The following is an 18,772-nucleotide window of genomic DNA, read 5'->3' as shown; positions in this document are numbered from 1 at the left end:
ATAGTTTGCATCCAGGACGCGACGCCCTGCGCCTCCCCCTGCGAGTGATCACAAGGATTCTATGGATGCAGGGCTCGCCGCGCACTCGCCGAGATGTACAGCCCCGCTGCATGATCTGCCAGCATGGACATACGCTTGGCCGCATGAGCGGTTCACATTCGCGCGAGAGCGACGGCGCCGCCAGGGCCGACGACGGCGGCAGGGACGCCTGGACCATCGAGGCGATTCAGGCCGTGACGCGGGCGGCCGGGCGGCCGGGCGGCATCGAGTCGGTGATCGTCGAACTCGCTCGTCGGCTCGGCGCCTGGGTCGCGCTCATCGACGCGACGGGGCGCACGCGCCGCCAGCATCCAGGCGGACTGCCGGCCGACGCCGCGGACGCACTGCGCGACGAAGTCGATGCCGTGCTTCGTCGCGGCGCTCGCGTCGCCACGACGGTCCGCGCGGGTGGGACCCCCGTTTCGCTCCAGACCCTGGGCGACGGGCGACAGCTTCGGGGCGTGCTCGCGATCGCCTCCGACGGGCTCACGCCGGAACAGCGCATGGTCGCGGCCACGGTCGCGGCCATGGCGAGTCTCGCCCTCGCCCGCCGGCATCGGCTCGGGCAGGCCGGCGCGAGGCTCCGCGCCGCCGTCGCCGAACTGCTCACGACACCCGACGCCGAGCTCACGCACCGCGCGGCCCGCGAGCTCCAGGAGTCCCTTCCACCCGCCCCGGTCGCCGTGGCGACGGCACGAGTCGGCACTCGGTCGCCGCATCCGGCGACCGACTGGCTCGACGAGCGAGCCGACGACGCCCCTCAGGCGGTGTTCTTCGCGCGGCTCGGCGAGGAACTCGTGGTCCTGACCGACGCCGCGGAGGCGGGCGCGCTCGACGAGCTCGCCGAGGCGTTCGGGCTCACGGTGGGCGCGGCCGAGGCCGACCGCTACCGCGACCTCGGGCGCGCGCTCGACCGCGCACGGCGTGCGCGCGACGACGCATCCGTGTCGGGCCTGACGGGTGTCGTCCGCGACGGTGCGCCGCATCTCGGCGCACGTACCGACACCGCCGACGTGCTGACCGCGCTCGACGGCGAGCGCGCGCTCGTGCTCGCCCGTCGACAGCTCGCGCCCCTCGTCGAGCACGACGAGGCCCGGGCGACCAGGCTCGTGCCGACGCTGCGCGCCTGGCTCGACGCGGACTGCTCGAACGACGGCACGGCCCGTGCCCTCGGCGTGCACCGCCACACGGTGCGTGCCCGCCTCGACCTCGCGCAGCGACTGCTCGGGCGTGACCTCGGATCGTTCGCGACGCGTGCCGAGCTGTGGGCCGCGTTACGGGCGCTGCCGTAACGGCGCGCGGAGGCCGCCTCGCACGGCCTCGAAGCGGTGCGGCTAGACGCCGCCCCGGTGCAGGAGGCTCGTGAGCGTGCCCTGCGGAGCCTCGACGAGCGCCTCGACCGACCGGGCGAGCAGGAACAGGCGCTGATCGCTCTCCTGCCACGAGACGAGCAGGTGCGCGTTGAGGCCGTCGATCATGCTCAGCACCTGCGCCGCGACGCTCCGCGGATCGGCGCACGCGAACTCGCCCGCCGCGACGCCGCGCTGGATGAGCGTGGTCAGGAACTCGCGCCACGCGTCACTCTGCTCGCGCACCGCCTGCGCGAGCAGCGGATTGCGCGCGCCAAGCGCCCACGCGTGGACCCAGACGAGGTCCACGTCGGCGCGCGTCACGTCGATCGAACCGTCCAAGACTGCGACGAGCGCCTCGGCGACACTCGCGTGCTCGTCGCTGCGCGCGAGCTCCTGCATCTCGGCGAGCTCCACGCTGACGACCGCCGTGAAGGTGGTCGCGACGAGGGCATCCATGCTCTCCGAGTGATGCGCGACGAGGGCGGGCGTCATCCCCGCCCGACCGGCGACAGCACGGAGCGTCACCGCATCGAGGCCCTCCTCTTTGGCGATGGCCTCGGCGGCCAACGCGATCTGGGCCCGGCGCTCGGTCGGCGAGCGGCGCACGCGAGGGACCTTGTTCTCGGCGCCCGACGCGGCACCGGAGGCCCCCGACGAGTCGGCCGAACCCGATCCATCGCTCGTCCGGACCGCCGGGGTCGCCGCCCGTGCTCCTTCGCCGCCGCCGCCTCTTGACACAGCGATTACCGTAGCCCACCATTCTCCTATTGATCACTTGATAAATACCGCAAAGGAGCGCCGATGGCCTGGTTGATGCCTGCAGAGACGGCACCCCAGCGACGCACGTGGATGGCGTTTCCCCGCGAGGGCTTCACGCTCGGCGACACCGACGCCGACCGTCGAGCGGGCTATGAGGCCTGGACGGCCACCGCGCACGCCATCGCCGAGTTCGAGCCCGTCACGATGGTCGTCGACCCGACCGAGCGCGAGCGGGCACGCCGCATGCTCGGCTCGCACATCGAGGTCGTCGAAGCGCCCATCGACGAGTTCTGGATGCGCGACGTCGGCCCCACGTTCGTGCTTGACGACGAGCGACCGGATGCCCTCGGCGCGATCGACTGGACGTTCAACGGCTGGGGTGGCCAGGAATGGGCTGAATGGGGCCGCTCGGCCGGCCTCAAGCGCATCATCGCCGAGGCCGCGGGCGCCACGCTGGTCGCCTCGACGCTCGTGAACGAGGGCGGCGGCATCCACGTCGACGGTGAGGGCACCGTGCTCGCGACGGAGACGGTGCAGCTCGACCCCGGCCGCAACCCAGGCCTGGACAAGGCCGCCATCGAGGCCGAGCTCGTCCGCACGCTCAGGGCGACAACGGTCGTCTGGCTCCCCCGCGGACTCACCCGCGACTACGAGGAGTTCGGCACGCGCGGTCACGTCGACATCGTCGCCACCATCGTCTCGCCGGGCCGCGTGCTGCTGCACGACCAGCGCGACCCCGGGCACCCCGACCACGCCGTGTGTCGCGAGCTGCGCGAGTTCTTCGCCGGCCAGACCGACGCTCGTGGCCGCTCCTTCGAGGTGATCGGCCTGCCGGCCCCGGCGACGCTTCGCGACGACGAGGGCGTCGTCGACTGGAGCTACGTGAACCACCTCGTCGTCAACGGCGGTGTCGTCGCCTGCGGCTTCGGCGAGCCCGACGCCGACGCACGGGCGCGCGACGTGCTCGCCGCCGCCTACCCGGGCCGTGAGGTGACCACGGTCGACGCGCGAGAGATCTTCGCGCGCGGTGGCGGCATTCACTGCATCACACAGCAGCAGCCCTTGACGGTCGCGGAACTCGAGGCGCACGACGGCGGCGCGCCCCTGAGGGGGCCGGGCGCATGATCGAGGTGCACGAGGCGTCGATCGCGGAGCTGCGCGCGGCCCTCGAGGATGGCCGCGCCACCTCCGTCGACCTCACGCGAGCCTATCTGCGCCGGATCGAGGCCTACGACGGGCCCGAGACCGCGACGAGGCTCAATGCCGTCGTGGTCCCGAACCTTGCCGCACTCGACGAGGCCGCGGCCTCGGATGCCCGGCGCGCGACCGGCGAGACGCTGGGCCCGCTCGATGGCATCCCCTACACGGCGAAGGACAGCTACCTCGTTCGGGGCCTCACGGCGGCGGCCGGCAGCCCAGCCTTCGCGGAGCTCGTCGCGCAGCGTGACGCCTTCACGGTCGAGCGCCTCCGCTCGGCCGGCGCGATCTGCCTCGGGCTGACGAACATGCCGCCGATGGCCAACGGCGGCATGCAGCGTGGGCTCTACGGCCGAGCCGAGAGCCCCTACAACGCCGACTACCTCACGTCGGCGTTCGCCTCGGGCTCGTCGAACGGCTCGGGAACCGCGACCGCGGCAAGCTTCGCGGCGTTCGGGCTGAGCGAGGAAACCTGGTCGAGCGGCCGTGCTCCCGCGTCGTGCAACGCGCTGTGTGCCTACACCCCGTCGCGCGGCGTCATCTCGGTGCGCGGCAACTGGCCGCTCGTGCCGACCATGGACGTGGTCGTGCCGACCGCCCGCACCATGGCGGATCTGCTCGAGGTGCTCGACGCCGTGGTCGCCGACGACCCGGAGACCCGCGGCGACTTCTGGCGCGTGCAGCCCTGGGTCGAGCTCCCCGCGGCGAGCGCCGTCCGCCCCGACGTCTACCCAGCCCTCGCGCCCGCGAGCGCCGGCGAGGCGGCCGCCGCGCTGCGCGGAAAGCGCTTCGGCGTCCCCCGCATGTACATAGGCGCCGATCCCGACGCCGGGACCGCCGTCAACCCGGGCATCGGCGGCTCCACGGGGCAGCGCATCGAGACCCGTGAATCGGTCATGGAGCTCTGGCGCCGGGCGCGAGCGGACCTCGAGGCGGCCGGCGCGGAAGTGGTTGAGGTCGAATTCCCGCTCGTCACCAACTATGAGGGCGACCGGCCGGACGCTCCGACCATCGCCACGCGCGGACTCGTGACGCCCGAGTACCTCCAGAGCGAAATCTGGGCGCTCTCGGCCTGGTCATGGGATGACTTCCTCCGCGCCAACGGTGACCCGAAGCTGAACCGGCTTGCCGGCGTCGACGGCAGCCGCATCTTCCCCCACCCCGAGGGGGCCCTGCCCGACCGCTACACGGGCTTCGACGACGACATCGCGGCGTACCCCGCCTACCTCGCCGAGCACCCGATCGACGATCCCCTGAGCATCCCCCACCTCGAAGCCGGGCTGCGCGGGCTGGAGGAGACGCGCCGCATCGACCTCGAACAGTGGCTCGACGAGCTCGGCCTCGACGCCGTGATCTACCCGGCGATGGCCGACATCGGGCCCGCCGACATGGACGTGAACCCCGCATCGGCCGATCTCGGCTGGCGCAACGGCGTGTGGGTCGCAAACGGCAACCTCGCGATCCGCCACCTCGGCGTGCCGACCGTGACGGTGCCAATGGGCACGATGCGCGACATCGGCATGCCCGTCGGGCTCACCTTCGCCGGCCGCGCCTACGACGACGCCGCGCTGCTGCGCCTCGCCGCAGCCTTCGAGGCAACCGGTCACCGACGCACGACACCACCACGCACCCCCGCGCTCGGTGACGCATGACGTCGCACGAGGCATCCGCCACCGACCGACACGCATGGCGACGGGCCGATCCCGGCCCGCCACCGCGCACCGATGCGCGTACCGCCGCGCCAGGGAGCACTGATACCCCACAATGAGCAATCATCCATACGACCTCGCCGGCGGCACGCCCGCGACCCGCACGCTCGACTCCGTGAGCGGCATCAGCAGGAAGGGCCTCCCGCAGGGCCAGGTGGGCGTGCTCGGGGCCCTCGTCATCGGCATCTCGACCTGCGCCCCCGCATACACGCTCACCTCGGCAGTCGGCCCCGCCGCGAGCGAGGTCGGGTTTCAGACCCCCGCGATCTTCCTCGTGGGCTTCCTGCCGATGCTGCTCGTCGCCCTCGGGTACCGGGCCCTCAACACGGTCATGCCCGACTCTGGCACCTCGTTCACCTGGGCGACGCGCGCCTTCGGGCCGTGGATCGGCTGGATCACGGGATGGGGCCTCATCGCCTCGACCGTGCTCGTGCTCTCCAACCTCGCCGGAATCGCGGTCGACTTCCTCTTCGAGACCATCGCGATCGTCTCGAACAATCCCGGCATCTCCGATCTCGCCGGGAACCCGTTCATCAACGTTGCCGTGTGCCTCGGCTTCATGGCGATCGCGACCGTTATCTCGTATCGCGGCCTGACGGCGACGAAGATCTTCCAGTACTTGACGGTCGCGTTCCAGGTCGGCATGCTCGCGTGGTTCTTCATCGCGCTCGTGATGGGCGCCGCCAACCCGGCGAACACCGCCGCGTCGGCGCCGGAGCTCGCGTGGTTCAACCCGTTCGAGGTCGACAGCTTCAGCGCCTTCTCCGCCGGCATCGCCGTGTCGATCTTCGTGTACTGGGGCTGGGACACGGTGCTCACGATGGGCGAGGAGACGAAGCGGTCGAAGGGCAAGCTGTCAGTCGAGAGCAAGGCCGCGACCATCCTCATCCTGCTGCTCGTGACCCTCTACGTCGGCATCGCCGCCGCGACCGTTGCCTATGCGGGGCTCGGCGACACGGGCACCGGCCTCGGCAACCCGGCGATCGCGGAGAACGTGTTCGCGGCCCTCGCGCACCCGGTCATGGGGCCGGCCGCCGCGCTGCTCTCGTCGGCGATCCTCATCAGCGCCATGGCGTCGATCAACTCGACCGCCATCTCACCCGCGCGCACCCTGCTCGCAATGGCCCACTACGGGGCCGTGCCGAAGGGCCTCAAGCGCATCCACCCCAAGTACAAGTCGCCGTCGGCGGCCCTGCTCGCGTCGACGATCGTCGCCTCGGTGTTCTACGCCATCATGCGCTTCATCAGCGAGGATGCGCTGTGGGACACGATCACGGCGCTCAGCCTCATGGTCTGCTTCTACTACGGCATGACCGCGCTCGCGAGCACGTGGTACTTCCGCCGCACCGCCGGGCGCGAAGGCGTGCGCTCAGTGATCATGAAGCTCGTGCTCCCCGGCATCGGCGGCGTCATGCTGCTGATCGTGTTCGTGCAGACGCTCGTCGACAGCATGGACCCGGCCTTCGGCTCGGGCAGCGAGTTCTTCGGCATCGGACTCGTCGGCATCCTCAGCATCGTCGTCTTCGCGGTCGGCATCGTGTTGATGCTCGTGTACTCCCGGATGAAGCCCGCATTCTTCCGCGGCGAGATCCTCGAGCGCACCGATGCGAGCCGTGACGACGCGGCCTATGTCGACCCGCTCGACGAGCAGCCGAAGGGTAAGAGGGGCGGCGCGAAGCCGGAATAGGAACGAGGCGCGCCGCCCCCGCCCCGGGCGAGCCGACGAACGAGGCTCACGAAGAGCGGGGGCGGAGCGCACGACTACGATCGCTGGGTGGCCGTCGCGAAGATCATTCTGTTCTACGTGTTCGCTCCCCTCTCCGACCCGGATGCCGTGCGCCTCTGGCAGCGGGAGGCGTGCGAGCGCGAGGGGCTGCGCGGCCGCATCATCGTGTCGCCGCACGGCGTCAACGGCACCCTCGGGGGCGAGATCGGCGCGCTGAAGCGCTACGTTCGGCGCTTCAAGGGCTACGAGCCGTTCCGCGGCGTCGACATGAAGTGGTCTGACGGCACGGGCCTCGACGCCGAGGGCCGCTCCCTCGACTTTCCGAAGCTCAGCGTGAAGGTGCGCGACGAGCTCGTCACGTTCGGAGCGCCGGGCGAGGTGCGCGTCGACGAGAACGGTGTGGTCGGTGGAGGCCGGCACCTCACGCCGCGCGAGCTGCACGAGCTCGTCGACGAGCGCGGGGATGACGTCGTGTTCTTCGACGGCCGCAACGCCGTCGAGGCCGAGATCGGCCGTTTCTCGGACGCCGTCGTGCCCGACACCGCCACGACTCGCGACTTCATCGACGAGCTCGACTCGGGCCGGTACGACGACCTGAAGGACAAGCCCGTCGTGACGTACTGCACGGGCGGCATCCGCTGCGAAGTGCTGTCGGCGCACATGATCGCGCGCGGTTTCCGCGAGGTGTACCAGCTCGAGGGCGGCATCGTCCGCTACGGCGAGGCGTACGGCAACGAGGGGCTGTGGGAGGGCTCGCTCGCGGTGTTCGACGGCCGCGAGCGCGTCGAGTTCGGCGTGCCGGGCAACGCGGCCACCATCGGACGGTGCCGCGCCTGCGGGGCCGCGACCAGCCGCATCCAGAACTGCGCCGACCCGTCATGCCACGGCCGGCTCGTCGCCTGCGACAACTGCGGCTCCGACGGCGCGCTCGACCCGTCGCTCGACGACGAGCGGCGACGCGCGCTCAGATGCGCCGAGCACTCGGCCGCAGAGACCCAGCGCCGAGCGTCCGGCGCCTCATGCGGCGCCCGCGAAGGCCGACGCCCGGGCCGAGCGACCCCGCGCCCAGCCCCGAACTAGGCCTCGACGCCCCAGGCCAGCTCGCCGATCGTGACCTCCGACAGGCCCGCGTCGCTCTCCGCGAGCATCACGGTGCACCGCGTCGCCGACTCGCCGACCGCGAGCGCCGACAGCTCCTCGTTGAGGCTCAGGCAGCGCTCCGTCGCGGCGTCGTCTGCCCCGAGGCCGACCCCGGCGATGAGGTGCATCGCGAGGGCGTCGCCCCCGTCAGCATCCTTCGCGCCGAGCACGGGCTCGTCGCCGAAGCTCATGACCGGCGTGAACGAAAACCCCTCATCGATCGACCCGTCGACGAGCTCGACCTCGTAGTGCACGAGGTACGGCGTCATGGCCGCCTCTTCCGCGTCGAGGTCGTATCCGGCCAGGAAGTCGCCGGCCTCCTGCTCGACCGCCGTAACGCTGATCGCCAGCGTTGCCGAGGTTGCGTCGTCCGACACCTCGAGTTCCTGCGCCGCTCCGAGCGGCTGGGCGTCCGACGAGCAGCCCGTAAGCAACAGCATGAGGGCAGCGGTGCCGACGATCGCGGCGCTCCGAAGGTTCTTCATTGAGAGGTGTTCACGATTCTGCTCGCAGGTACCGCTCGCGCGGGCGCCGTCGACCGGCATTCCGTCAGATCGTAGCGGCACGCGGACGCGCCGAATCGCCAATCCCGAGCGCCAGGGTCCGGATACGCCCCTCGCCTCAGCGGCGGCCCCAGCGCACCGAAGTGATGACGATCGCGACGAAGGCGAGCGCGAGGCCCACGTAGGTCCACGCGGTGACGGCCGTCGTCGCGAGGGGCAGGGTGAGATCGAGCACGAGCGAGCCGACGAGCTGCCCCGTCACGAGCGCGAGGGCGAGGCGCAGCACGCCGATCGTGCCAACGGCGACGGCTGCGATCGGCACGCCGATGACGCCGGCCACGCCGCCGAGATAGACGTACCAGGGTGCGCCGAACCAGTCGAACGGGCCGGCCACGAGGGCACCGTGCACGGCAAACACGAGCGCAAGCGCCATCGTGCCGATGAAGAAATTGCCCAGGGTGGCCGCGAAGACGTCGGTCTGCACGCGAACGCGACCGTTGAACGCCTGCTGGAACGCGACGAAGAAGCCCGAGATGACGGGCAGGATCAGCAGCCACCACGCGAATCCGCCCTCGAGGCGCCCCGCGACCGACACGAGCACGGCGACCACCACGAGCGCGCCGCCGGCGAGGCGCGGGACGGAGATCCGCTCCACGCCGCCGGCCCCGAAACCGAACCTGTCGGCTGCGAGGCCGCCGATCGTCTGGCCCGCGACGAAGGCGATCGTGAGGATGGCGACGCCGAGCACCGGTGCCACTGTGGCCTGCACGACGACGAAGAGCGCCCCGCTCAGGCCAGCGATCGTGTGCCACCACGCGAGCCGTCCCTGGCGAACGGCCGCGACGATGCGAGGGAGCGCGAGCGCGCGGCGCTTCGATGTCATTGCGGCGAACGCGAGCAGCATGAGCCCGCCGCCGAACGACACGAGCGCCGCCCACGACCAGTCGCCGCTCACGGTCGCGAGCTCGCCGTTCATGCGCGCCTGCACGCCCATGAGCGATCCGCCAAACACGACGGCGGCAGTCCAGACCACCACGGCCACGCGACGCGATCGCGGCGGCGGCGCCGCGGCCTCTGGCGTGTTCGACGTGGTCACCACACGACCCTATGCCCGCGCTGCCGTCCGCGCCCTGGTGACCGCTCGTGACCGCTCCGTCCGGCGCTCGCATCCCGGGCGTTGCGGACGCCCCGCGGGGCCCGGCGCTCGAGTCGCTCACCCGTCGGTCTCGAGCTCCTTGCCCAGGCCCGGGCCTGAACCTCGATGCGCCATGTCGTCGAGCATCCCCCGCACCCCCGCGCGGATCGCGCGGTGGCGGGCCGCGATGTCTCGGTAGGCCTCGACGAGCGCCGGCTCGGGCTCTACGACGTCGGCCACGTGCACCATCGCGTCGACGGCGTCATCCCACGTTTCATGCACGCCGGCGCCGACCGCGGCCGCGATGGCCGCGCCCATGCCGGCGCCGTCGGCGAAGCGGGTGCGGCGCACGGGCACCCCGTAGGTCGCAGCAAGGATGCGCAGCATGAGGTCGGACCGGGCCCCACCGCCCGCGACGATAAGCGCGCGGGGCGTACGTCCGAGCTCGCGCAGCAGCTCGGTCGCCGCATCGGCCGTCGTGAGGGCGAGCGCCTCGAGCACGGATCGATAGAGGTGCCCGCGGCCCTGCGACCCGTCGAAGCCCACCATGGCTCCGCGCCGCCACGGCTCGTCGGGCGGCGCGAGCCAGTCGAGCACCGTCACGAGCCCGCCCGCGCCAGGTGGCGCATCCATCGCCTCCGCGTCGAGCACGCGTTCCCGCTCGCCGTCAGCGCCACCCAAGGGTGCTGCCGTCTCCCCCGCCCGCGGCCCGAGCACGAGGTCGCGGAGCCAGCTGACCGTCCACATGCCCCGGCGCACGCCGGCGCTCTCGTAGTAGGTACCGCCCGGCACCGCGCCGAAGTTGCGCCAGACGCCCTGCACGCGCTGCGGGGCGAAGTCGCGCTCGCCCGGCGTCATCGTCGCCACGTAGGTGCCGAGCGACAGCAGCAACTCGCCGCCGTCGAGGAGACCCGACCCGAGGGCCTCGACCGCCTTGTCGTTCGAGGTCGCGTAGACGGGCAGGCCTTCCGGCAGCCCGCTAGCGGCCGCGGCCGCGGCCGTCACGCGCCCGTGCAGCTCGCCAGGCAGCAAGAGCGGCAACAATTGCTCCCGCCGCAGCCCCTCGCTGGCGATGACCGCGTCGTCGGCGCTCCACCGCCACGCGTCGTGGTCGACGGGCCACCGGCCCTCGGTGTTGCCGGCGGCATCCGTGAGCCGGCCGGTCAGCCGGCCGGCGATGTAGCCGGTCGAGGTCGACACGTAGGCGACCCGGTCGTCGCGGTGCTCGTATGGACGGGCGAGTCGTTCATCCATCCAGCTGATCACCGGCGCCGCGAGCGCGCCGCTCGCATCGAGCAGTACGCGGCAGAAGCGGATCGTGCACAGCCCTGCCGCGACGATGCGCGAGGGATCTCCACCGTACGCCGCCATGGCCTGACGGCACGCGTCGACGATCGAGTCCCAGAGATCGTCGTCCGGATGCTCCACCCGGCCCGGTGCCGGATGCTCCGGCGGGCGCAGGCTCGCCCGACCGCGCGCGACCACGCCGCCCGCGGCATCCACGATCGTGACCTTGGTGCTCTGCGAGCCGTTGTCGATGGAGAGGAGCAGGGGCCCGCCGCTCCCCGAGCCCGCATCGTCCCCGCGCGACACCACGATCACTCGACCGGGTAGATCGTGCCCGCGTTCATGACCCCGTTGGGATCGAATTCCCGCTTGAGCCCAGCCAGGATGCGGTAAGCGCTGCCGTGCTCCTGCTTCGTCCAGGGCGTGCGGTACTTGCCGATGCCGTGGTGATGCACCATCGAGCCGCCGAGCCGGAGCGCCTCGTCGACGATGATCGCGTTGATGGGCTCGTGGTACTCGTGCAGTTCGTCGCGGGGCTCGCAGTTGATGCGGTAGTCGTACACGAAGTACAGGTTCGTGCCCGTCTGGTAGCTGTGCGAGGAATGCGCGCCGAGCAGGAAGAGGTCGTCGGCCCGGGCGAATTCGGTTTGGATGCGCCGCATAACGCACTCGTAGAGCTCGTTGGTGCGCGACCAGTCGATCGCGACCTCGGTTGTGTAGCCGAGGCGCCGGTGCTCGAGCATGTCGCGCCGCTCGGCGTCGATCTTCTCGGGCCCCCAGTTGAGATGGTCGAGCCAGTGCTCGACGTAGGACGGCTCGAGCGCGCGGTGCGGAATTCCCTCGAACACCTCGACGACGCCCTCGGCCGTCGCGTCGGCGAGACGCCTGGGCCCGTCGGCCACGACGACCACGACCGGCTTGCCCTCCGCGACGTCGCTGAAGTGCTGGGCCGCGTCGTCTTCCGAGTACACGCGGCACACGCTCGGCCGGTAGCCGGCTTGCACGACACGGCGCAGGCCCTCGATGCCGTCGGCGAAGCGGTCGACGATGTAACCGAGCGCGCGCCGGTTCTGCGGTTCGTACGGGAACAGCTTGACGGTGACCTCGGTTACGACGCACAGAGCACCCTCGTTGCCGATGACGACATGGCGGATATCGGGGCCGGCCGCACGGCGGGGCACGTTCTTGATGCGCGTGATGCTGCCGTCGGGGAAGACGGCCTCGAGGCCGACGACCATGTCCTCGATGCCCCCGTAGAGCGTCGAGAGCTGGCCGATCGAACGTGTCGCGACGAGCCCGCCGAACTGAGCGAGCGGCTTCGACTGCGGCGAGTGCGCCGTCGTGAGCCCGCGGGCGCGGAGCTCGTCGTCGAGCCGCTGCAGCGGCACCCCGCACTGCACGGTCGCCATCATGTTCTGCTCGTCGATCTCGATGACCCGGTCCATGCGGGAGCAGTCGAGCACGATCGTGTCGTGCGCGGCTGTCTCGAGCCCGCCCTCTGTGCCCGTGCGGCCGGTGCGGGGCACGACGTTGACGCGGTGCCGGTCAGCGAACGTGAGCACGTCGCGCACCTGCTCGGTCGACGCCGCGTAGGCGATGGCAGCGGGGATCGGCCCATCGAAGATGCCGTGGGCGGCCTCGTACTTGTGGAATCGGTCGACGCTCGCCTCGCGGAGGCGCTGTTCGTCGGTGTCGACCTGCTCGGCGCCGAGCAGCTCGGTGAGCCGGTCGACGATGGCGTCGCGGTCGATCGTCGGCGTCGGCCGGGTGAAGGTGGGCACGACCATGTGGTCCTCGTTTCGTTCGCGGTGCGTGGTGATGGCGTGGTGGATGCTGCGGGCACGGATGCCGCGGCTGCGGCCGCGCAGCAAATGCAGCGGCGGAGGCGCGGGACGCGGCGGGAGCTCAGCGCACGAGGTAGCCCCCGTCGACGGTGAGCACCTGGCCCGTGATGTAGTCGGAGGCTCGGCTCGCGAGGAACACGACGGCGCCCATGAGGTCGGCCCGCTCACCCCATCGCCCGGACGGTACGTGCTCGAGGATGCGCCGGCTGGTCTCGGGCTCGGAGCGCGTCGCCGCCGTCAGCGCCGTCTCGAAATAGCCGGGCGCGATGGCGTTGACCTGCACGCCGCACGGGCCGAGCTCGTCGGCATAGGCGCGCGTGAAGCCGACGATGCCGTGCTTCGTCGCGGCGTAGGCGGGCGAGCCGAGACCGCCGAGGAACGAGTAGAGCGACGCGATGTTGATGATCTTGCCCGAGCCGCGGTCGCTCATGTGCTGGGCGGCAAGCCGTCCGAGCTCGAATGCGGCGGTGAGGTTGACGGCGAGCATGCGATCCCATTCGGCGCGCCCGAAGTCGCGCCAGGGTGCCACGACGTTGATGCCGGCCGAGTTGACGAGGACATCGACGCGACCGAAGGCATCCACGGCCCCCGCCATGACCCGTTCGGGCCCGCCGGGCGCCGTCAGATCAGCCAGCATGCCCGCGTGCTCCGCCCCGGCTTCCGCGACGAGCTCGGCCGTCTCGCCCCCGTCGTCGTGGACGCTCGGCACGAACACGTTCGCGCCCGCCGCGGCGAGTGCCAGCGTGAACGCCTGGCCAAGACCGCTGTTGCCGCCGGTCACGATGGCCGTTCGGCCCTCGAGCGAGAAGCTGGCGAGTGAGAAGTCGGTGATCTCCACGCGGTGGTCCTTCTTGGTCATGGGCACGGTCGCGGTTGCCACGATCGTGGGTGCGGTGGGTTCACGGGAGCGGCGCGTGGCCGCGTGACATCGACGCGCGGCCACGCTCCGGTCACGCGGCGACCGGCGTCGGCCCCTGCGGCAGCGCGCCGCTCGGCTGGACCGTGTCGCTCGGCGAGACCGCGCCGCTCGGCGGCATGGGGTCGCTCGGCGGAACGCGTCGCAGCGGGGCGCCGATGAGGTCCTCGTAGAGGCGCATCGGCGTCATTTCGCCTGCCGCATCGCCGTAGGCGGCCCGGGCGCGCCGGTACACCTGCTCGACGAGCGACGAGAGCTCGACCGGCACCCCGACGCTGCGCGCGAGGTCGACCGACAACCCGAGGTCCTTGCAGGCGAGGGCGATCGCGAATCCCTCGTCGTAGTCGCCCGAGTCGAGCACCGACAGCACGTCGCGCTCGACGAAGGCGCTGTTGGCAGGGCTGGCGATGAGCGCCTGGCGCAGCACCTCGAGGTCGACGCCGGCCCGCGCGCCCACGGCCAGCACCTCGGCCGTCGCGACGAGCTGCGAGAACCACAGCTGATTGATGAGCAGCTTGACGGCATAGCCGGCACCGGGGCCGCCCACGTTCAAGATCCGCTGCGGGTCACCCATCGCCTCGAGAACGGGCAGGATGCGCCGGAAGTCGTCTGCGTCCGCCCCGACGAAGATCTGGAGGGTGCCGTTCGCGGCTCCGACGGACATGCCGCTGACGGGGGCGTCGACGATCGTGATGCCGCGTTCGTCCGCGAAGGCCCGCACCTCGTCGGCGACCTCGGGCACCGAGGTCGACATGTCGATCCAGGTGCCTCCGTCGCGGATCCCTTCGAGGATTCCGCCCGGCCCGAGGGCGACGCCGCGGACGATGGGCGGGGTCGGCAACATGGTGATGACGAGGTCACTGCGGGCCGCGACATCGGCGGGCGTTCCGGCCCAGGATGCGCCGGCGGCCAGCAGGGCGGCGCCGGCTTCGGCGCGGGCGTCGGTGACGACGAGGGGGAAGCCGTGGTGCAGCAGGTTGCGGGACATGCCCGCGCCCATGTTGCCGAGTCCGATGAACCCGACCGTCGGGCGGTTAGCGGTCATTCGGGTCGCCTTTCAGAGGTGGTGCCGTGTAGAAGGGGTTGACGGGTGCCTGCCGCGCCTCGACGACGTCTGCGTTTGCGGGAAGCCTCGCCGCACCGGCCTCGATGGCACGGCGTGTGGCCTCTCGGTTGTTGCGGTACACGGTGTCGGCGTCGTCGGCGCCAGGGTTGACCCAGACGGCGGCGATGACGACGTGCGTGTCGGAGGCCTCATCGGGGATGGATCCGCGCGCGAGGGCGTCGGCCACCCCGGCCGCGACGCCCGCCTGCGCGGGCCCCCAGATCAGTTCGCCGTGCCGGTCGTCGATCGGGGCGGACTTCGAGACGAAGAGCGTCAGGGGCTTGACGGGCAGCGACGGGCGTAGCACCGCCACGAACGGCACGTGGCCGGCGCTCGGCGATGCGAGCGCCGTCGCCCAGGCGGTGCCGGCGGCGCCGTCACGCGGCCCGAGGACCGTGTTGATGTGCGCGGCATTCACGCCGTCGCCGATGAAAGACTCGCCGAGTTCGAGCGCGGCCGCCATCAGATGAGCCCCTGCTCGGTGAGCCAGTCGATCGCGACATCTTGTGGGTCTTCGCCCTCGACGTCGACCTGACTGTTGAGCTGCTGCATCACCTCGGTCGTGAGCAGCGGCGCCACGAGTCCGATCACGTCGGCGATCGCGGGGTACTCGTCGAGGGTCGTCTGCTTGAGCGTGAACGAGCCCTGGTAGTTGGGGAAGAACTCGAGGTCGTCCTCGAGCACCGTCAGGCCGAGGCCGGGGATACGCCCGTCCGTCTCGAAGACCTCCCCGAACGTGCAATCGTCACCGGCCGCCGTCGCCGTATAGATGACACCGGTGTCGAGCATCGCCGTGTTGTCGGCGAAGCCGTATGTGTCGCGGAGGCCGGGCCAGCCGTCGTCGCGCGTCGAGAACTCGCTCTCGATGCAGAACGTCTGCTGGTCCTCCGGCAGCGCCGCGACGTCGCTCAGCGTCGTGACACCGAGCTCCTCGGCCGTCTCCGTGAGTGCTGCGAACGCATACGTATTGTTCAGCGGCGCCGGCTCGAGCCAGGCGATGCCGTTCTCGTCGAGGTCGGCCTCGGCGACCGCCTGGTACTGCTCCTCGGCGCCCTGCACTGGCTCGGTCTCGCCGAGGTAGGTGATCCACCCCGTGCCGGTGTACTCCCAGTAGCCCAGGAACTGGTCGTTCTCGAGGGCCTGGCGCACGTTCGTCGATCCGACGAGCTCGATGTTCGCCTCGACGTCGGCGCCGTGCGCGTTGAAGAGCTCCGTGGTGATGTAGGCGAGGACATACTGCTCGGCGAAGTCCTTCGCGCCGATGACGCCCGTGAGTCCTTCGAGCTCATCGCCCTGCGAGCCGCTGGCGGCGCCTCCTCCCGAGCATCCGGTGAGGGCGAGGCCCGAGGCGGCGACGAGCGCGAGCGCGCTCCACGTCTTCTTCATGGTCGTTCCTTTCGGTGGGATGGGCGGATGCGCGGGGGCGCTTCCGCGGTCGGGCGCGTCTGGGGTCAGAGGCCCTTCGGTTTCACGAGCTCCTCGACGAGCCCGGCGAACCAGTCGATGAGCACGGCGATGGCCGCGACGAGGACGGCCCCGACGACCACGACGGGGTAACGCTGGAGCTTGAGGCCGTTGACGATCATGTCGCCGAGGCCGCCGGCATTGATGAACGTCGCGACCGTCGCGACGCCGACGGCGAAGACGAGGGCTGTGCGGAGCCCGGCGATGATGACCGGCGACGCCAGTGGGAGCTCGATGCGCCAGAGGGATTGGCCCGATGTCATGCCCATTCCGCGGGCGGACTCGCGCACGCTCGGCTCGATCTGGTCGAGCCCTGCGACGGTGTTGCGCAGCACTGGCAGGAACGAGTAGGCCACGATACCCACGAGGGCCGTCGTGAAGCCGGTCTGCCATGCGATCGCGAGCAGGATGATGAGACCCACCGCAGGCGTCGCCTGTCCGATGTTCGCGATGGCGCCGACCATTCCGCGGAAGATGCGCGAGGTCGAGCGCGACACCGCGATGCCGATTGGGATCGCGAGCGCCGCGACGAGCGCCGACGCCACGAACGTGAGCACCAGGTGCTCACGCGTGCGGGCGAGCAGGTAATCCCAGTTGAGCGTGCGCTGCTCGATGGAGTCGAGCTCGCGCGACGAGATCCACAGGGCGAGCAGGGCGAGGACGATCACGACGGCGATGAGCGGGGCGAGCCGTCGAAACCACCTGGCGGCTCCCCCGCGCGGCTCGTCGCCGGGCGTCGTGGCGGATAGGTCGACGATGGTCGTCGCCGATTCCGCGACGTGCGTGCCGGTCATAGCCGTGCCTCCGTATCCGGACCGAGCTCACGGGCCTCGTCGCCCGCCGGCGTCGCCCCTCGAACGCCCTGCCCGTCGAGGTACGCGGAGATCGTGTCGAAGTCGATCGCACCGACGGCCCGGCCGTCGCGCGTGACCCGCACGCTCGAGGCGCCCGAGCGGACGAGCATGTCGAGGGCGTCGCGAAGGGTGTCGCGCTGGTCGACCTCGAGCGATGACGTGGCGGTGGTCGCGTCGATCAGGTCGACGTGCGTCAGGTCGACGAGCGCCAGCCGCTTGAGCGCCGTTCCCTTGCCGATGAACGACGAGACGTAGTCGTTCGCCGGTGACGCGAGGATGTTCGAGGGCGTGTCGAACTGCTCGATCTGGCTTCGCTGGCTGAGCACGGCGATCCGATCGCCGAGTTTGATGGCCTCATCAAAGTCGTGGGTCACGAAGATGATCGTCTTGCCGATGTCTTCCTGGAGCCGGAGGAACTCGGCCTGCAGGCTTTCCCGCGTGATCGGGTCGGTCGCGCCGAAGGGCTCGTCCATGAGCATGACGGGCGGGTCGGCTGCCAGCGCCCGCGCGACCCCAACCCGTTGCTGCTGACCGCCGGAGAGCTGCTTGGGGAAGCGCCGCGCGTACACGCCGGGATCGAGATCGACGACGCGCAGCAGCTCATCGACGCGCTCGTCGATCCGTGCCTTCGACCAGCCGAGCAGCTTCGGCACCGTCGCCACGTTCTCGTGGATCGTGAGATGCGGGAAGAGCCCGATCTGCTGGATGACGTAACCGATGTGGCGTCGCAGCTCGTTGGGCTCGAGCGAGAGCACGTCGTGTCCGGCGATGCGGATCGACCCGGAAGTGGGCTCGATGATGCGGTTGATCATCTTCATGGTCGTGGTCTTGCCGCACCCGGACGGACCGACGAACATGACCAGTTCTCCGGGCCTGACGGTCATGCTGAAGTCCTCGACGGCGGGGCGCTCCTGGCCGGGGTACTGCTTGGTGACCCGGTCGAGCTCGATGCCGACGCCGGAGGTCGCGTCGGCGATGGCCCGGATGGCGTCGGTGCCGGACGTCGTGGTGGTCGCACTGCGAGTGGGGGCGTTCATCGAAGTCCCTTTGAGGTCGTGGAGCGGGCGAGGAGCACGAACAGGGCATCGAGCAGCAGGGCGATGACGATGGTCGCGAGCGTGCCGACGAGCGCGAAGTTGAGGGCGTTCTTGGAGCCGAGGGTCGCGAGCCCGCGGAAAATGTAGGTGCCGAGGCCGGGCCCGGCCACGTACGCGGCGATCGCGGCGACGCCGACGGACAGCTGCGTCGCCACGCGCATCCCGGTCAGAATGACGGGCCACGCGATCGGCAACTGCATCGACACCAGGATGCGGGTGCGCGACATCCCGACGCCGCTGGCGGCCTCGAGCACGTGACGAGGAACCTCGCCGAGCCCGACGGCCGTGTTGCGCACGATCGGCAACAAGGCGTAGACCACGAGCGCCACGATGGTCGCGCCCCACCCGAGACCGAGTACGGGGCTGAGCAGCGCCAGCAGGGCGAGCGATGGCACCGTGATGGCGATGGCCGCGGTCGTGACGGCGGCGCTGCGAGCCGCGGGCCGATCCCACACGATCATGCCGAGCCCGATGCCGATGACCGCCGCGATCGCCACGGAGAGCAGTACGACCGCCAGGTGCTCGCCCGCAAGCGTCAGGATCTCCTCCCAGCGCCGGCCGATGAACACGAAGAATCCCTCGACGTCGAAGCCGTCCATGCCGCACCTCACCTCCGATGCGTCGCTCCGCGTCGGTGGGGAGCGC

Annotated in this window: 16 protein-coding genes and 1 pseudogene; 5 read left to right on the top strand and 12 right to left on the bottom strand. The window is 70.9% G+C overall.

The annotated features are described in order from the left end of the window. Positions 1-143 precede the first annotated feature (143 nt). The gene (locus F8O04_RS00495; protein ID WP_158027373.1) at positions 144-1,331 is read left to right on the top strand and encodes a PucR family transcriptional regulator; all 1,188 of its coding nucleotides are present in this window, start codon (positions 144-146) and stop codon (positions 1,329-1,331) included. A gap of 42 nt (positions 1,332-1,373) precedes the next feature. Here the strand turns inward: F8O04_RS00495 and F8O04_RS00490 are convergent, their stop codons facing one another. Then, a complete protein-coding gene (locus tag F8O04_RS00490) occupies positions 1,374-2,129 on the bottom strand; it encodes a TetR/AcrR family transcriptional regulator (RefSeq protein WP_225734784.1) in 756 nt (251 codons plus the stop codon). 63 nt (positions 2,130-2,192) lie between these two features. On the opposite strand from F8O04_RS00490, the gene F8O04_RS00485 reads away from it, so the two are divergent. The 4 genes and pseudogenes from F8O04_RS00485 to trhO form a co-directional block, all read left to right on the top strand. Then, positions 2,193-3,275: an agmatine deiminase family protein gene (locus F8O04_RS00485; RefSeq protein ID WP_158027372.1), complete on the top strand. Its 1,083-nt coding sequence runs from the start codon at positions 2,193-2,195 to the stop codon at positions 3,273-3,275. After that, on the top strand, positions 3,272-4,999 hold the full coding sequence (locus F8O04_RS00480; protein ID WP_158027371.1) for an amidase: 1,728 nt from the start codon (positions 3,272-3,274) through the stop codon (positions 4,997-4,999). Before F8O04_RS00485 ends, F8O04_RS00480 begins: the two co-directional genes overlap by 4 nt. Positions 5,000-5,111: 112 nt before the next feature. Then, complete coding sequence (locus F8O04_RS00475; RefSeq protein ID WP_158027370.1) at positions 5,112-6,743, top strand: APC family permease; 1,632 nt, start codon at positions 5,112-5,114, stop codon at positions 6,741-6,743. Between the two features lie 87 nt (positions 6,744-6,830). Then, positions 6,831-7,700: pseudogene (gene trhO / locus F8O04_RS00470) on the top strand (oxygen-dependent tRNA uridine(34) hydroxylase TrhO); the annotation flags it as partial. A 158-nt stretch (positions 7,701-7,858) separates the two neighbouring features. Here trhO and F8O04_RS00465 read toward each other — a convergent pair. From F8O04_RS00465 to F8O04_RS00415, 11 genes are all read right to left on the bottom strand, one after another. Then, positions 7,859-8,407: a hypothetical protein gene (locus tag F8O04_RS00465; RefSeq protein WP_158027368.1), complete on the bottom strand. Its 549-nt coding sequence runs from the start codon at positions 8,405-8,407 to the stop codon at positions 7,859-7,861. Between the two features lie 136 nt (positions 8,408-8,543). After that, entirely contained in the window at positions 8,544-9,521 is a 978-nt protein-coding gene (locus F8O04_RS00460; RefSeq protein WP_158027367.1) for a DMT family transporter, read from the bottom strand. 117 nt (positions 9,522-9,638) lie between these two features. Then, positions 9,639-11,153 carry an FGGY-family carbohydrate kinase gene (locus F8O04_RS00455; protein ID WP_225734783.1) on the bottom strand — a complete coding sequence of 505 codons (1,515 nt, stop codon included), beginning with the start codon at positions 11,151-11,153 and terminating at the stop codon, positions 9,639-9,641. Between the two features lie 5 nt (positions 11,154-11,158). Beyond that, the gene (locus F8O04_RS00450; RefSeq protein ID WP_158027366.1) at positions 11,159-12,634 is read right to left on the bottom strand and encodes an FAD-binding oxidoreductase; all 1,476 of its coding nucleotides are present in this window, start codon (positions 12,632-12,634) and stop codon (positions 11,159-11,161) included. Positions 12,635-12,752: 118 nt separating this feature from the next. Further along, positions 12,753-13,550, bottom strand: coding sequence for an SDR family oxidoreductase (locus F8O04_RS00445; RefSeq protein ID WP_188726361.1), 798 nt, complete (start codon positions 13,548-13,550; stop codon positions 12,753-12,755). Between the two features lie 91 nt (positions 13,551-13,641). Further along, a complete protein-coding gene (locus tag F8O04_RS00440; protein WP_158027365.1) occupies positions 13,642-14,652 on the bottom strand; it encodes an NAD(P)-dependent oxidoreductase in 1,011 nt (336 codons plus the stop codon). Next, entirely contained in the window at positions 14,642-15,175 is a 534-nt protein-coding gene (gene fae, locus F8O04_RS00435; protein WP_158027364.1) for a formaldehyde-activating enzyme, read from the bottom strand. Before fae ends, F8O04_RS00440 begins: the two co-directional genes overlap by 11 nt. Further along, entirely contained in the window at positions 15,175-16,098 is a 924-nt protein-coding gene (locus F8O04_RS00430) for a glycine betaine ABC transporter substrate-binding protein (RefSeq protein WP_158027363.1), read from the bottom strand. Before F8O04_RS00430 ends, fae begins: the two co-directional genes overlap by 1 nt. Positions 16,099-16,163: 65 nt before the next feature. After that, positions 16,164-16,970: an ABC transporter permease gene (locus F8O04_RS00425; protein ID WP_158027362.1), complete on the bottom strand. Its 807-nt coding sequence runs from the start codon at positions 16,968-16,970 to the stop codon at positions 16,164-16,166. Then, the gene (locus F8O04_RS00420; protein WP_158027361.1) at positions 16,967-18,067 is read right to left on the bottom strand and encodes an ABC transporter ATP-binding protein; all 1,101 of its coding nucleotides are present in this window, start codon (positions 18,065-18,067) and stop codon (positions 16,967-16,969) included. The genes F8O04_RS00425 and F8O04_RS00420 overlap by 4 nt, the downstream gene beginning before the upstream one ends. Further along, the gene (locus F8O04_RS00415; RefSeq protein WP_158027360.1) at positions 18,064-18,726 is read right to left on the bottom strand and encodes an ABC transporter permease; all 663 of its coding nucleotides are present in this window, start codon (positions 18,724-18,726) and stop codon (positions 18,064-18,066) included. Before F8O04_RS00415 ends, F8O04_RS00420 begins: the two co-directional genes overlap by 4 nt. Between the last annotated feature and the right edge of the window lie 46 nt (positions 18,727-18,772).

Origin of the sequence: Pseudoclavibacter endophyticus (genome assembly GCF_008831085.1) — a bacterium.
In the GTDB taxonomy this organism is placed as follows: Bacteria; Actinomycetota; Actinomycetes; order Actinomycetales; family Microbacteriaceae; genus Pseudoclavibacter; species Pseudoclavibacter endophyticus.
Note: the sequence above shows the minus strand (reverse complement) of the source record. Positions and strands in the feature narration are given on the sequence as shown.